The sequence below is a fragment of the Chloroflexota bacterium genome, from assembly GCA_026708035.1.
Lineage (GTDB): Bacteria > Chloroflexota > UBA11872 > UBA11872 > UBA11872 > JAJECS01.
This window is the reverse complement of record JAPOVQ010000022.1, coordinates 1-14,960: the sequence shown is the minus strand read 5'-3', so window position 1 is coordinate 14,960 and position 14,960 is coordinate 1. Positions and strand designations below refer to the sequence as shown.

14 protein-coding genes are annotated in these 14,960 nt (G+C 68.1%); 7 read left to right on the top strand and 7 right to left on the bottom strand.

Annotation, left to right across the window (positions count from 1 at the left end; all coding sequences use genetic code 11):
* Positions 1-227: 227 nt before the first annotated feature.
* Positions 228-2,117: an MBL fold metallo-hydrolase gene (locus tag OXG33_09540; protein MCY4114162.1), complete on the bottom strand. Its 1,890-nt coding sequence runs from the start codon at positions 2,115-2,117 to the stop codon at positions 228-230.
* Between the two features lie 151 nt (positions 2,118-2,268).
* Between OXG33_09540 and OXG33_09535 the strand changes: the two genes are divergently transcribed.
* Both OXG33_09535 and lysA read left to right on the top strand, forming a co-directional pair.
* Positions 2,269-3,384 carry a zinc-binding dehydrogenase gene (locus OXG33_09535; GenBank protein MCY4114161.1) on the top strand — a complete coding sequence of 372 codons (1,116 nt, stop codon included), beginning with the start codon at positions 2,269-2,271 and terminating at the stop codon, positions 3,382-3,384.
* Entirely contained in the window at positions 3,384-4,703 is a 1,320-nt protein-coding gene (gene lysA / locus OXG33_09530) for a diaminopimelate decarboxylase (GenBank protein MCY4114160.1), read from the top strand. Before OXG33_09535 ends, lysA begins: the two co-directional genes overlap by 1 nt.
* A gap of 31 nt (positions 4,704-4,734) precedes the next feature.
* Here the strand turns inward: lysA and OXG33_09525 are convergent, their stop codons facing one another.
* The 4 genes from OXG33_09525 to OXG33_09510 all read right to left on the bottom strand — a co-directional run bounded on the left by OXG33_09525 (position 4,735) and on the right by OXG33_09510 (position 7,530).
* A complete protein-coding gene (locus OXG33_09525; GenBank protein ID MCY4114159.1) occupies positions 4,735-5,169 on the bottom strand; it encodes a PIN domain-containing protein in 435 nt (144 codons plus the stop codon).
* A complete protein-coding gene (locus OXG33_09520; GenBank protein MCY4114158.1) occupies positions 5,170-5,409 on the bottom strand; it encodes a hypothetical protein in 240 nt (79 codons plus the stop codon).
* Between the two features lie 173 nt (positions 5,410-5,582).
* Positions 5,583-6,449, bottom strand: a complete 867-nt coding sequence (locus OXG33_09515; GenBank protein ID MCY4114157.1) for an RNA polymerase sigma factor RpoD/SigA — start codon at positions 6,447-6,449, stop codon at positions 5,583-5,585.
* Between the two features lie 76 nt (positions 6,450-6,525).
* The gene (locus OXG33_09510; protein MCY4114156.1) at positions 6,526-7,530 is read right to left on the bottom strand and encodes a hydroxyacid dehydrogenase; all 1,005 of its coding nucleotides are present in this window, start codon (positions 7,528-7,530) and stop codon (positions 6,526-6,528) included.
* Between the two features lie 83 nt (positions 7,531-7,613).
* Between OXG33_09510 and OXG33_09505 the strand changes: the two genes are divergently transcribed.
* Together OXG33_09505 and OXG33_09500 are read left to right on the top strand one after the other, a co-directional pair.
* On the top strand, positions 7,614-8,507 hold the full coding sequence (locus OXG33_09505; protein ID MCY4114155.1) for a sugar phosphate isomerase/epimerase: 894 nt from the start codon (positions 7,614-7,616) through the stop codon (positions 8,505-8,507).
* Positions 8,504-9,229, top strand: a complete 726-nt coding sequence (locus OXG33_09500; protein ID MCY4114154.1) for an SDR family NAD(P)-dependent oxidoreductase — start codon at positions 8,504-8,506, stop codon at positions 9,227-9,229. Before OXG33_09505 ends, OXG33_09500 begins: the two co-directional genes overlap by 4 nt.
* A gap of 122 nt (positions 9,230-9,351) precedes the next feature.
* Here OXG33_09500 and OXG33_09495 read toward each other — a convergent pair whose 3' ends face one another.
* The gene (locus OXG33_09495; GenBank protein MCY4114153.1) at positions 9,352-10,443 is read right to left on the bottom strand and encodes a Gfo/Idh/MocA family oxidoreductase; all 1,092 of its coding nucleotides are present in this window, start codon (positions 10,441-10,443) and stop codon (positions 9,352-9,354) included.
* Between the two features lie 125 nt (positions 10,444-10,568).
* On the opposite strand from OXG33_09495, the gene OXG33_09490 reads away from it, so the two are divergent.
* Together OXG33_09490 and OXG33_09485 are read left to right on the top strand one after the other, a co-directional pair.
* On the top strand, positions 10,569-13,124 hold the full coding sequence (locus OXG33_09490; protein ID MCY4114152.1) for an alpha-L-rhamnosidase N-terminal domain-containing protein: 2,556 nt from the start codon (positions 10,569-10,571) through the stop codon (positions 13,122-13,124).
* A 264-nt stretch (positions 13,125-13,388) separates the two neighbouring features.
* Positions 13,389-13,982, top strand: a complete 594-nt coding sequence (locus OXG33_09485) for a hypothetical protein (GenBank protein ID MCY4114151.1) — start codon at positions 13,389-13,391, stop codon at positions 13,980-13,982.
* An 87-nt stretch (positions 13,983-14,069) separates the two neighbouring features.
* Here the strand turns inward: OXG33_09485 and OXG33_09480 are convergent, their stop codons facing one another.
* Positions 14,070-14,333, bottom strand: coding sequence for an AbrB/MazE/SpoVT family DNA-binding domain-containing protein (locus OXG33_09480; GenBank protein ID MCY4114150.1), 264 nt, complete (start codon positions 14,331-14,333; stop codon positions 14,070-14,072).
* Between the two features lie 116 nt (positions 14,334-14,449).
* On the opposite strand from OXG33_09480, the gene OXG33_09475 reads away from it, so the two are divergent.
* The coding region (locus OXG33_09475; protein ID MCY4114149.1) for a hypothetical protein at positions 14,450-14,960 on the top strand (511 nt) is incomplete at its 3' end.

Below are 14,960 nucleotides of genomic sequence, written 5' to 3'. Positions count from 1 at the left end.
CCGGATCACCCTCACCCTAACCCTCTCCCATCGAGGGAGAGGGGACCGGACCGGCGCGACATTCCCCGCTTGAGGGGGTACGCAAAGCCCTGTAAGGGCGGGACTGAGACTCGCCCCAATCCAACCATCCAGCACGCCGCCAGATTGGACCGGCCTGGATTCCGGCCCCGTATCGAGTACGGGGCAGGCTCTTCGCCGGAATGACGGATGGGGTACGCAAGGTACTCCTACACCGATTCCCGCGCGCCGTCACCCACGATCACCAGCGCTTCGGTTACCGGGCCGCGGGTGTCGCCGTCCACCCGAATCTCGGCCGTGAGGATGCGGCGCACGTCTGAATGCGCCGGCGCGATGGCGGTGAGCGTCAGCTCGCCTCGCGCGCCGGCCTCCAAGTCCAGGGACTCGAATGTATTGCTGGTGCGCCAGCCGTCGGGAACCAGCAGCCGCGCTTCGAGCCGCACCGGCCGTTCCGCGTTGTTGCGGAGCAGCAGACGGTAGCTGCACGACTCGCCCGGTTCGGCGTGGCGCAGATATGGGACCAGCCGCGCCCACCAGAGGTCCACGCCCTCGTCGGCGGGTTCGTCCAGCAGGTCGCGCACGACGCGCTCCTTGCGGGCGATGAAGTCGCGATACTCCGCCGCGCGCCGCGAGTCCCACGGGATTAGCTCGCGATGCCCCGGACAGACCAGGTCCGGCTGCACCAGGTCCATCACGTCCGCGCAGCGACGATGCATCCACAGCTGCAAGCTGTTGCGCAGCACCGTGGTCTGGTAAAGCTGCGCGGTCATCTCGCCGGTGATGCCGGGCGCCAGCTCCAGGAAGATGTTGTCGCCGGTGAAGGCCACTTTCTGCCCATCGATGTGAGTGGCGAGGACTGAGTGAAACTCCGTTTGGCCCGGCGCGTGGTGGACCTCGAACTCGAATTCCTCCCACTGAAACCGCTCGCCGTCGCGCAGCTTGCGTTCGATCGGGATCGGGGTCGGCATCGTGCACGGCGTACTGCACCAGCCGGCCGGGTCCTCCAGCACCTGCGCCACATCGTCCAGCGCCCAGACGCGCGCGCCCTCGTGCCGCACCAGGTAGGGAATGCCGGCCGTGTGGTCGTCGTGGATATGCGTGACCAGCACCATATCCATCTCGCGCACGCCGTATCTCTCGCGCAGTTCGTCGAGGTGGTGCACGACGAAGCGCATCGTGTCGCCGTCCTCACGCTCCTGGGAGACGCCCATGTGCGCGAAATGCGAGTGCCCGTAGTCGATGAAGCACGCTTTGCCGCTCTCGGACAGCAGCACGTAGAAGTTGGAGCAGGTGTGCGGTCCGCCCCATAGCAAATGTCGCGACACCTGGATGAACTTCGGATCGGGCAGGAGGTCGAGCCCGTGTCCCCCGTCGCGGCCCAGAAATCGCATCCCGGCGCCCAGGCGCGCGAGGGCCATGAGCCGCTCTTCCAGCCGCGCGCAGTCTCCAACCGGGTCCTCGATCACGTCGCCGTGCGAAGGCAAGGCCAGATCGGGCGCGTGCCGCCGCAGCGCCTGCAGGGACTCGAGCGTGAACAGCGCGCCCTGCTGATCGGCGTAGCCGTATTCGAGCGCGTGGTACTGGTAGAGCACGCCGCCGGCGCTCAGCAGGTCGCCGGTGAAGGCGACGCGTCGGCCGTCGATTTGACCGATGAGCATGCTGCTGCCGTGGGTGTGGCCCTTTGCCGGGATGATTTCCAGCTCAACGTCGCGCCAGGTGAACGTCTCGTAGTCCACGAGATCGGCGTCGACCGCGACGCTCTCCGCCAGCGAGAAAAACGTGTTGCGGTCGTTGTAGTTGTCGTAGACCCGCTTGTGCTGCCAGAAGAGCTCGACCTGATCGAAGAGATGCCGCTCGTGCTCGGGCACGGCGATCTTGGCGCCGTGGGCCTTGAGGCGTCCCGTGCCCCAGGACTGATCGCGGTGGTGGTGCGTGTGCAGCACCCACTCGACCTGCCGCACGCCGATTTCGCCGAGGTGTTCCACCACGACGCCCGATCCAGCGTCGATGAGCAGGCCGCGGTCGCCGGCAGTCACGCAGTAGACGTTGCAGGTGTCGGCCCAGCGAAAGATGCGCGATGAAATCTGGACCCAGGCCATGGACGCCTCGCGGTGCCGTGCCGGCGACGGTGGGCGCAGCGTACGGGACGGCGGACGCGACACGCGAATAGGCCGAGGCGGCGAGCACAAGAGGTCTGCGCGCCGGGCGTTGCTGTAGTCTGAACGGGCCAGCGAACCAGCACTACCCACCATGCCTGAAACCGGCGCCATTGCCGTCTTCAACGGAATCCGAGAGCCCTTCGACCTGCGAGAATTCCCGGTTCCCGACCCGGAGCCGGGCGCCGCGGTGATTCGCATGCGGCTCGCCAACGTGTGCGGCTCCGACATGCACTACTGGCGCGGCGATACCGACCTGGTCGCGCGCGGATTCAACCTCCCAGGCACGCTCGGGCACGAGGGCACCGGCGAGATCGCCAAGCTGGGCGCCGGATTGACCGTGGACACTAACGGCCAGCCGTTGCGCGAAGGCGACCGCGTGGTCTTCGGGTTCTTCCACCCGTGCCTGCGCTGCGCGAACTGCATGAAGGGGCACACCTACGCCTGCCCGACGCGGCAGACCAACCGGATGACGCTGCTGGACGAGTGGCCCTACTTCCGCGGCACGTTCGCCGACTACTACTACCTGTTCCCGAAGCACGCCATCTTTCGCGTGCCCGATCACCTGGACGACCACCTCATCTCGGGCGTGAACTGCGCCTTGAGCCAGGTGGTCTCGGGGCTCGACCGCGCCGGGCAGACCGTAAACGAAACAGTCGCGATCCAGGGCGCCGGGGGACTGGGCGTCTACGCCGCGGCTGTTGCCCAGGCGCGCGGCGCGGCGCGCGTGATCGTGATCGACGGCGTGCCGGAGCGGCTTGAGCTGGCAAAGGCGTTCGGCGCCGACGAGACGGTCGACATGCGCGAATTCGAGACCCCCGAGGCGCGCGTGGCGCGGGTCCAGGAACTCACCGACGGTCTCGGCGCTGACGTGACGATGGAGTTGGTGGGCCATCCCGCCGTGTTTGCGGAGGGCGTCGCCATGACCGCACCCGGCGGGCGGTACGTCGAAATCGGCAACGTCTGCGTCGGGCACACCGCGAGCTTCGATCCCTCGACCATCGTCTTCAAGAGCATCACGGTGCTAGGCGTGGCTCACTACCGTTGGCGGGACCTGAAGCAGGCGTTGGACTTCGTATCCCACAACGTCGACAAGCTGCCGTTCGACCGGGTGCTCTCGCACACGTATCCCTTGCACGAAATCAACGAGGCGTTCGAGCGCCAGGACGAAGGCCACGTGACCCGCAGCGCGCTCGCTCCGGGGGGCTGATGAGCCGGCCGCCCGAGCAGGACCTGCTCGACCAGGTGTTTCCCGTTGGCACGCTTCGCGACGACGCCGGTGCGCTGGTCCTTGGCGGCGCGAGTTGCGAGGAGTTGGCGGAAGAGTTCGGCACTCCGCTCTACATTTACGACGAGGCGACGCTGCGGGCGGCGTGCCGGGGCTATATCCGCGCGCTGGCGGATAGCTATCCGAATGCGCTGGTGCTCTACGCCGGCAAGGCCTACGTCGATCCGACGCTGTTGCAAGTGGCGGCCTCCGAAGGCCTGGGCATGGACGCCGTCTCTTCCGGCGAGGTCCGCGTGGCGCAGGCCGCCGGGATGCCGTTGGATCGCGTAGTGCTGCACGGCAACAACAAGCTGCCGCGCGAGATTGACCTGGCGCTGGAGCTTGGCGTCGGGCGCATCGTCGTGGACGCGCTGGAGGAGATCGAGATTATCGACGAGTTGGCGCGGCGACGCGGCCTGACGGCTCAGGTGCTCTTGCGGCTCACGCCGGGCGTTGAGGCGCACACGCACGATTACATCCGGACCGGCGCCGTGGACAGCAAGTTCGGACTCGGGCTCGACTCCGGAGCCGCCGAGGAAGCCGTGGCGCGGGCGATGCGCGCGCCGAACCTCGACGTCATGGGCCTGCACGCCCACATCGGCTCGCAGATATTCGACACCGAGCCTTACGCCGACACAGTCACCATCACGCTCGACTTTGCCGAGCGCATGCGCACCGCTCACGGACTCGACCTGCGCGATCTGAGTCCGGGCGGCGGCGGCGGCGTGCGCTACACGCTGGACGACGACCCGCCCGATCCGGCCGATATCGTCCAGGCCATCACGTCGACGGTGCTAGCTCGCGGGCTGGCCCGCCCGCCGCGGCTGCTCATCGAGCCCGGTCGCTCCATCGTGGCGCGCAGTGGCGTCGCACTCTACGCCGTGGGCACCGTCAAGCACATTCCGGGCGTCCGCACCTACGTCTCCGTGGACGGCGGCATGGCCGACAACCCGCGGCCCGCGCTCTACCAGTCGAAGTACGCGGCGCTGCTGGCGAATCGACCCGGCGAGGGTCCACACGAAACCCTGACGCTCGCGGGCCGCTACTGCGAGTCCGGCGACGTGCTGCTGCGGGACACGGCGCTACCGCCGTTGCGCCGCGGCGACCTCATCGCCGTGCCCGCATCCGGCGCCTATCACATGAGCATGGCCAGCACCTACAACATGGTCGGCCGGCCCGCCGTGGTAATGGTCGCGAACGGCCAGGCCCGCCTCACCCGTCGCCGCGAGTCCGACGAGGATTTGCTGGCAGTCTTTCCCTAGCTCGCGCCGGTTAAGTCAGGCGACCGCCCGGTTACCGCAGCGGGTCCACGACCTCGAGAAACGGGAATCGATGGAAATGCGTGTCGCGGGTGCAGATGCGGCTGACGCCGTGCTCACGCATCACGACCGCCGTGTGCAGGTCGTGCATCAGGTTGCCGCGGACGTCCGGCAACTCCGACAGCGTCTGCGACAGAACCGCCTGGTGACGGTCGGTTGGCCGCAGCAACGCGAAGCCCGGCGAGTCCAGCACGACGTTGAGGAATCGCCACGCGTCACTCGGGCGCCACGGTGAGCGAAGCACGCGCGTGTGCGTGCTGACCCGCAGGAACTCGTAGCAGACGTTCCACGTGAGAAAGGTTGGCGTAGGGTCAACTCGCCACTGGTTCAGGTGCTGCCGGCAGGCCGCGTGCGCCTCGGCATCTTCGTCGGCCGCGTAGACAAGGACGTTCGTGTCTACGGCGAGCACTCAGTCCTCGTCCATCGCCGCATATAGCTCGTCGCGGTTGGCGACGTCGACCAGCGCGCCGCCGCTGTTCCAGCGCGGCAGCTCCGGCAGCGCATCCCGCTTCGTGACATACGGCGGCTCTGGTTCGAGCACGCGCATGATGCCGGCCTCAACCAGGGCCGTCATGGTGGTGCCGCGCCGCGCGGCCTCTTCGCGCAGACGGCGCATCACCGTGTCGTCGAGATTCAGCGTGGTCTTCATATGGTCTACCGCGCGTGGTGGCGATATGGCAAACCATACCGCCTATATGGTGATATGGCAAGCCCCGGACGCATCCGGCCGTCGGCGGATCTTGGCAGCCTGTCGCCTGGAGTTGATCAACCTCGCGAGACCGACCCCTCGTCCATATCCGGGAGGAGCGGCGTGAACGCCCGCTACCCCGCGGCGTAGCCTTCGAGAATGTGCGCGGCGCTGGAGCGCCGCAGCTTGGCGAGCGCCTGGGCTTGGAGCTGGCGAATGCGCTCGGCGGTGAGGCCGAGACGGTTGCCGATGTCGACCAGGCGCAGCGGCTCGCGTCCTCCCAGACCGAATCGCAGACGCAGGATCGTGCGCTCGCGCACGTCCAGCGTGGCCAAGGCGCGGTTCAGGTCGGCGCAAAGAAACCTCGCCCGCAACTCGTCGAACGGCTGCGGTGTCGACTCCGCGTCAGGCGGCGTCGGCGACGCGTCATCGTCGACTGCCGCGGTGTCGAGGGAGATCGTGCGCCCCGCGAACCGGCGCAGTCGCGCCAGCTCGGCCGTTGGCAGACCCACTCGGCGCGCCACTTCTCCGTCCTCGGGATCGCGGTGCATCTCGGCGCACAGCTCGTCCCAGATCCGCCGAGAGGTCGCCAGCTTGCGGTGCACGTAGTCGGGCAGTCGCAGCGGCAGGTCGGCCTCGGCCGCCGCTCGCGCGATGGGTTGCTGCACCCACTGCATGGCAAAGCTGCTGAACCTGAAGCCGTGCCGCCAGTCGAAGCGCTCCACGGCGCGCATGAGACCGGTGTTGCCCTCTTGAATGAGATCGAGCAACGGGGCGCGTCCGTCGGCGAAGCGTCGCGCCACCGCCACCACCAAGCGCAAATTGGCGGTAATCATCTGCTGCCGGGCCCCCGGCTCGTTGCGCTCGATGCGCTGCGCCAGCTCCACTTCCTCTCGCGCGGTGAGGCGGGGAAACCGGCGAATCTCACTCAGATAGGCGCGCAGGCTCGACGCCTCATCCAGCTGGGCGGTCGGCCCTATTCCTCCACCCTGGGGGGACATTGGGAGCTTGTCGGCGCTGCCTCTCGGGGCCCGGCGGATCCTCGACGCCGCAAGTATACGCGGGGCCGCAGCGAGACTAAGCCATGCTTGTGAGCTGATCGACGGTGACCTCCTGACGCAGCGGCAGGCCGTTTGCGTGCCGCTCCAGCTCGTCGAGCATGGCGTCGGTCAGGCGGGAGCGCCGCTCGGGAGTCAGTCCGGCGACGTGGGGCGTAAGCAGCACCCGCCGCATCCCCAGCAGCGGGTGATCGGGCGGCAGCGGCTCCTCATCGAAGACGTCCAGGGCGCAATCAAACCGCTCCTTCGCCAGCTCGGCCACCAGGGCGTCGGTGTCGATCAGGGCGGAGCGCGCGTTGTTGACCAACACGGCGTCATCCTTGATCAGCGCCAGCATCTCCGCGCCGATCATGTGATGGGTTTCCGGTAGCACGGGCGCGTGAATGCTGATCACGTCGCTGGTGCGCATCAGATCCCGCAGCTCCAGCTTGCGCACGCCCAGCCGCTGGGCGTCACACTCCGTGAGATAGGGATCGGCGACGACGATCTCGACCTCAAATGGTCGCAGCAGTGGGATCAGACGCCGCCCCACCTTGCTTGCGCCGACGATGCCGTACCGCTTGCCATACAGCTCTCGGTCCACCGTCGGGCCGATGTCGCGCCAGCGGCCGGCGCGCATGGCGGCGTCGAAGTCGCCGGTTCGACGCAGCAGCGCCAGCACCGCGGTCAGCGTGTGCTCAGCGACGCCGCTGGCAATGAAGTCGGCGGCATGGGTGACGCGCACGCCGCGCTCGAAGACCGCCGGCGGCGCCACGCCGCGGATCGTGCCGGCCGCGTAGCAGATGATCTCCAGATCCGGCGCGGCGTCCAGAAGCTGCTCGTCGTAGGTGCACGAGCCCCACGAGGCCAGCACGGCCGTCACGCCGCCGATGCGCTCGCGCACCGCCGCGGCATCCCAGGCCTGGTCGCCGTCGTTTAAGGTCACTGATTCGGCCAGGCGCTCTAGCCGCGCAAGCGCTTCAGGCGTGGCAATGCGCCCGAGCAGCAGTCGCTCAACCGTTACCAGCACCCGCGGCGCGGACATCGAGCAACTCCCCGGTGGCGTTCGCCCTGCGCTGGCATGATAGGCGCGCACCCAGCGGTCCCGGCGGAGGCGCGGCACGCACGATGCAAATCATCCTGTTCACCAAGTTTTTCGAGACGCTCGAACCGCAGGCGTTGGGTGAGTACGTCGCGGACCTGGGCTACGACGGGCTGGATCTGACCGTGCGACCCGGCTATCCGATCAATCCGGACAACGTGCGCACGACCCTGCCGCCCGCCGCGCGAGTGTGGGAAACGCTCGGCCTCTCATGCCCCATGATCACCATGCCGACGGACTTCAACGACCCGACGCATGCGGATGCGATCGCAATCTACGAGGCGGCGGCGGAAGCGGGCGTGCAGGTGATCAAGACGGGCTACTTCATCTTCAAGCCGGGCATGGACTATTGGGATGCCGTGGACCACGGGCGACGGCAGCTGGAAGGCTTCGAGGCGCTGAGCGCGCGCACCGGCGTCAAGTCTCTCCATCACACGCACAGCGGCGCGGTCCTGGGATCCAACTGCGCCGGCCTGATGCACCTGCTCCAAGGTCGCGACCCTGCCCACGTCGGCGCGTACATCGACCCGGGGCACCTGGCGGTGGACGGCGAGGACATCGACATGGCGTTCGCCATGTGCGACGAGTACCTGGCCGCCGTCGCCGCCAAGGACGCCTGCCACCTCCCGGACTCCCGGCCCGACGCCCCGGCGGCCTATGGTCCGGCTTTCGTGTACGTGGGAGAAGGCGCGGCGCCGTGGGGGCGCGTACTGGAGTTGCTGGCCGAACGAGACTTCGACGGTCCGCTGTCGGTGCACACGGAATACACCTCGCGGCAAGACGTGATTGCGACGGTGGGCGGCAAGGACCATTCGGCGGACGCCGACGCCATTCGCGCGCGGGGAGCGGAACAGGACTTGCAGTTCATCAGGTCACGCTGGGCGGCGCTGCAGCAAGCCGGCGAAGGGGCGGCGTCGTGAGTTCGCCCCGCGTGGCGGCGGTGTTTGGCGCCAGCAGCGGTATGGGCCGCGCGTCGGCGCTGGCCCTGGCTTCCGAGGGCATGGACGTCGCCGTGCTGGCGCGACGCGAGGCCGAGCTGGACGCCGTGGCGGCGGAGATTCGCGCGTCTGGCCGCCGCGCCCACGTAGAACCCGTGGACCTTACCGACGGCGCCGCGGCGCGACGGGCGGTGCAGGCGGTCGTCGACGGCCTGGGTGGAATCGACGTGCTGGTGTACGCCGCCGGCTGGAACATCCCCAAGCGCCGGCTCGACGAGCTGAGCGGCGACGACTGGGAGGCCATGCAGCGCGTCAACCTTTGGGGGCTCTACGACGTGGCGCAGGCGGCGCTGCCGGCGCTGCGGGCGTCGCGCGGACGGCTGGTGGTCATCTCGTCCGCCGCCGCGATCATGCCCGACGCGTCGGGCGTGGCCTACCAGGCGGCCAAGAGCGGCGAAGCGGGCTTCACCCTCGGCATGATGCAGGAAGAGGCGGAAAACGGCGTGCGGGCCACGGTCATCTACCCGGGGCTCACGGACACGCCGCTGCTGAACCAACGGCCCACACCGACACCGCCCGATATCGTGGCCCAGGCGCTCCAGCCGGAAGACGTGGCCCGCGCCGTCGTTTTCGTGAGCACGCTGCCGGAGAGGGCCTACGTCCCCGAGCTCAGCCTGCTGCCGGCCGCCGTCCAGCAGCGCTAGGCCGAGACGCCGCCCTCACAGTTTCATTCCGAGCGCAGGCGAGGAATCTAAGGGGCGCGGAGCGCGCGCCAACGTCCTTTGATTCCTCACTTCGTTTCGGAATGACGTGAGGGGTGCCGCGGCTACCGAAACGGGTCGTAGACCAACCCCAGGCTGCGGTCGGATAGCGGCAGGTCAACGCGCACGTTGCCGCGGCGATGCGACTCGTTGAGGGCGATCTCGATCTCCATCGCGTCGCGCACGCGACGCCCGCTGGCGCGCGGCTCGCCGCCGTTCTCCATGCACGTGATCAGGTCGTCGATGCCGTAGATCACCGACCAGTTGCCGGCCAAGCGTGGCTCGGGGAACGGCACCTCGACGCGCTGCGTGCCGGAAATGGTCTCCACGTCTTGCCACAGGCGCAGCTCTTGCCAATCGAACGTCAGCTCGCCGGTTTCGCCGGTGATTCGCACCCACGGCGCGCCGGGACGCAGGCAGACGGGCAGGCCGTTTTGCAGGCGGATGAATCCGGCGCCCTTGAACTCGCGCCCCTCCGCGACGCGGTCGTCATCGTCCGAGATGCCGATCACCCATTCGCCGGGTGAGTCGAGCAGGTAGTTCCACGAGTTGTGCTGCGCCATCACCAAGTTCGTATCCAGGCTCAGCAGGTCGCCTATGGCGCCCTCGTCCAGCAAGCGGCGCGCATTGGCAACGGCCGGGTGGTTCATGCTGACCGCGCCGACCACGAGCGGAACGCCCGCCGCCGCGCAGACATCGACCATGGCGTCGGCGCCCTCGAGGGTTGGCGCCATGGGCTTCTCCGTAATCACGCCCTTGGCGCCGTGCTCAACCGCCGCGCGGGTGGCCTCGGGCCTGAGTGCGGCATTCGAGGGAACACCCACGATGTCCAGGCGCTCACGGGAAATCATCTCTCGGTAATCGTCGTAGAGGGCCACGCCCGCGTAGCGCTCACCAAACGCCTCTCGACGCGGAACCGAGAGCTCGCACGCGGCAACAAGCTCCGTCGCCGGGTGCAGCACCAGCGAGTCGGCGAAGCCGCTCGGCAGGCCTTCCCGGCCCGGGTGCGCCGTGGGCGGCGGGTCGCGGTCGGGCCGCAGCGGCGGCATGGGCGTGTCGCGCCCGGCGCGCCCGTAGTTTGCCTGCTGTCGCGTCGCAACGTCGTACAGCCAGCCCATCCATCCCAGACCGATGAGCCCTGCCCGGTAGGTCGCCATGACATTCGCTCCACCGCTTCAACGCCGAGGGTCATGGTACGCGCGGCGGCATGCCTCGTTGCAGTCACGGGCCGGTTCTGGTACTCACGATGGCAACCGGCCCCTCGTTGCATGAGAGCAGGCCAATGACGCAAGTGATGCAGGGCGCACAGACACCCTCCCGGCGAGCCGTCGCGCAGTGGATCTGGATCGAGGGCGAAGCCAAGCCCTACAACTTCTATCTCTACGCTCGCGGGACGGTCGACGTGGACGGCGCGCCGGCGGCCGCAAAACTGCACGTGACGGCGTCGGACCGCTACATGCTGTATCTCAACGGCGCCTACGTGGGCCGGGGTCCGGCCCGCAGCGATCCCCGATTCAAGACCTACGACACCTACGACGTCGCCGCCGCGCTGCGTCCGGGCCGCAACGTCATCGCCGTGCGGGCCTATCACTTCGGCCAGCCCGTGCAGGGCGAGGGCTGGAACAGCATGAGCGGCAACAGCTTCACCGTGGGCGAGCGCGCCGGGCTGTGGGCGCAAATCGAGGTCACCGACGAAGGCGGCGCCACGCACGTCTGCGGCACCGGTCCCGGCTGGCGGCTGCTGCCCTCGCCGGCCTGGGATAGGAGAACCCCACTGGTCAACTGCGGAATGATCGGGTCGAACGAGATCTACAACGCCGCGGCGGACATTCCCGACTGGACCGGGGTCGAGTTCGACGACAGCGAGTGGACGCGCCCCTGGCTGGTGCCGCTGTCCGAAAAGCCATGGCACCTGCTGGAAGCTCGCGACATTCCCCTGATGCGCGAAACCGATGTGCCGCCCGCACGCGTGTCGCTGGTGGGCGAGCTGATCGACATGGCAAACGCACGGCAATCGGACATTTACCAACTGATCCTGGAGGGGCTGCACTTCCCACTGGAGCACGCAAGGGCGGAGAACGTCGATGCGCTGCTGGACGACGGTCCGGACTCGGCGCAGTTCCAGGGCGTGTTCGTGCCCCGCAAGGGCATCCGCGCGCCCTACGTGATCCTCGACTTCGGGCGCCAGGTGTTCGGGTTCCCGCGCGTGCGGCTGGAGGCTGAGGCCGGCGCCATCCTGGACCTGACCTACGGGCAACAGCTCATCAACGACCGCATCCCCGGCGCGCTGTCCTACGCCGACCGCTACATCACGCGCGACGGCGACCAGAGCTGGGAAGCCGCGGAATACAAGCAGTTCCGCTACCTCTTCATCGCCATCCGCAGCACCTACAGCCCGGTGCGCATCCGCTCGATCTCTCTCAACGAATACGCCTATCCCGCTCCGCTGCGCGGCAGCTTCGAGTGCCCCGATCCGGTGCTCACCACCCTGTGGCAGGCCTGCGTCGACACCACCGATCTGCACCTCGAGGACACGATCGTGTGCGACGCCTACCGCGAGCGGATTCCGTGGAACACCGGTGACGGCAGCCACGGGATGCACGGGGCCTTGATGGCCTACGGCGACATCGCGCTCCACGACCGGTTCCTGCGGCAGTTCATCACCACCGATCGCGGCGACGGCAGGCTGCAAATGGTGTTTCCGCGGGACAACCCGACGAACCATTGCCACCCGCAGTTTCTGCTGCAGTGGTCCACGCGCATCCGCGAGCACTACGAGTACATCGGACGGCGCGCGCTCCTGGAGCAGACCTACCCGAGCGTGCGGCGGCTGAACGACTGGTTCGAGCCGTATCGCGGCGACATGGGCCTCCTGCGCGACATTCCCGAGAACCAATGGATGGACTGGACGCCGGTTGACCTGCGGGGCGCGAATTTCAGCACCAATGCGCTTTATGTCAATTCGTTGGAAGACGGCGCCTGGCTCGCCGCCCAGATGGGGCGCGAGGACGATCGGGCTCGCTGGCAGGGCATCGCGGATGAGGTGCGCGCCACGCTGCGGGAGCATTTCTGGAATCCCGATCTCGGCGTGTTCGAGGACTCCCACCACCGCGGCGAACTCACGGGCGTGACCGGCGAGCTGGCGCAAGGGTTCGCGCTGCTATACGGCATCGCGACCGATGAGCAGGCGGAGCGGATGTGCGAGAGCCTGGCCGGGCGCGGCACGGAGTTGTTTGAGGCGTCGCCGCTCTGGTACCCCTACGTGCTCGAAGGCATGCTCGCGCGGGGCTTCGGGACCGAGGCGCTGCGGATCATACACAACCGCTACGACTGGATGATGTCGGCCCACGAAAACCCGACGCTGTGGGAAGGCTGGGACCCGTTCACCGCCGGCTCGGCGATCAAGACCGATGCGGACTTCGAGCTCCGGCACACTGCCCACAAAGTCCGACCGGCGGGCGTGCGCAGCCTGGTGCACTCGGGCGGCGTCTACGTGGGCTGGGTGCTCTCGACCCGCGTCCTCGGCGTGCGCGCCGCCGCGCCGGGCATGTCGCACCTGCGGGTGCATCCTCGCACGGGAAACCTCGCCTGGGCGCGCGGGACGTTTCCCGTTCCGGGCGGCGACGTGCAGGTGGCGTGGCGCCGCCGCGCCGGCGCCACGCAGGTGACGGTCGAACTGCCCGACGGCCACACGGCGGACGTCGTGCTGGACCGCGCCAGCGACGCACCCTGTGTGCTCGCGCACAACGGACAGCACCTGGAAACGCCGGACACGGGCTCGACGGTCGAGGTCGCCGTCGGCCCCGGCCGTCACACGGTCGTGTTAAGCACCGGCTAATCGTGGCTCCGAACGACGCCCGGCCGCCGACACGGCGACGCGCGGCTCGATGGGTGACAATGGCGCCGTGACTCGGACCTTGCCGAACGCTCACGGCCAGGAGCGCCCGCTGAATCCACGCAGGTCACGCTACTGCCGCCCAACAGGAAGGCACTTGCGTCGCCTGCGAAGTAGAGCCTTGAGAATGGGCCCGATTCCCTCTCCCCGAGGGAGAGGGTTAGGGTGAGGGTCATCCGGCGCTTGAGATCGGCTGGTCAAGGAGCCTTGAAGACACCGCCACAGCTTATTTTGGCCGCCCTGGTCATCGCCACAGCCGCGATCGTCGTGACGGCATGCGACATCGGCGGCGACGAACCGGCGACGCCCACACCCGAGCCCGTTCCCATAGCCACGCCCACGCCGACGGCGCCGCCCGAGCCGACCGCCGTGCCCACGCTCGCACCCGATGAAGCCTATCTGGCATTTCTCCGCAGCATCGTCACCACGCTTCGCGCGATCACGCCGGAGGCCCACGATCTGCTGAACGCTCCGCGCATGGACGACGGGTTCTGGAATATTGAGATTCGGGAGATGGCCCTGGGGCTGTCCAGCATCTTCGATCGCCTCGTCGGGAAAGATCCACCCGACGATTGGGTGCGCTATCACCTGACGCTGGTGTCCGCGCTGGGATCGACGGCGGAGAACGTGGAGTTGGTCGTGACTTCGCTGAACGGACTCGACTTCCAGACCTTCACCACGGCGCTGGGAGTGAGCGTGCAGGCGATCGAACGCCTCCAGGAAACCCTGCAGGAATACGAGACGCTGGACCCCGGCGCCGTGCCGCCCATGCGGACGCCCGCGACGCCGTCGGACGGATGAGCAGTCGTCCTCCGGCGTTCTGCAACCCGGGAATGTAGGTCGCCTAAAGCTGGCGGTCGCGGGTGAGGCAAGCGTCGGCGTCGGTCATCAGCCTCGGATTTCCTTGATGTACTCGTCCACGTCGAAGCCAGTCCCACCCAGGATTCCGTACACGCGATCCACCGGGTGCTGCGCGGCCGTGTCCTTCCCGATCAGCAGACTGTTCTCGGTCGGAACGACCTCAACCACTGTCCCGGGGTGCAGCCCATGGCGATTCCGAAGGGGCTTGGGAATCGTGATTTGTCCGCGCTTGGAGATTCGCATGGTCCGGCCAGTAGGAACGACGCTCGCGACTTCCAGGCCGAATGCCACACGCCGTCTCCTTGTCGAACGGCATTAGGAGCCCAAACACCGCCATTCGTCGTCGATAGAATCGTGTCCCCGCGGTGATCGACTCCCGCGAAGGACCCGCGCGAAAGGCTTGCAACATGCGGCAGGTGGTGAAGCCCGTCGGGGCCACGACGGTCGCGCTTGCCGAGGTTCCGATTCCCGAGGCGGGTCCGGGGCAGGTACGCGTGAGGGCCGTGCGGAGCCTCATCAGCCGCGGCTCGGAAACGGGGCGGCTCACGATCGGTCCCCACGACAAGCGCTACTCGCCCGAGGAAGCCGCCGGGCAGCCGGTGCCATTGGGCTATTCCCTCGCGGGCGTCGTGGACGCGCTTGGACCCGGCGTCGCGCGCCACTGGCTCGGCCGACGCGTGGTCGCCCGCCAGCCGCATGCCGACTACGTGGTGGTCAGTCCGCCGGCTGCGCCGGACGATCAACCGGACGTGTTCCCGATTCCCGACGGCATGTCATTCGAGACGGCCGCCTACTGGATCCTGGCCGCCGCCGCGGCGACCTGGGTCGAGATCGAGCGCGTGCAACCCCGGGATGCCATCGTGATCCTGGGGCAGGGATTGGTTGGAAGTCTGATGCTCCAGGTTCACAAGGCGGCGG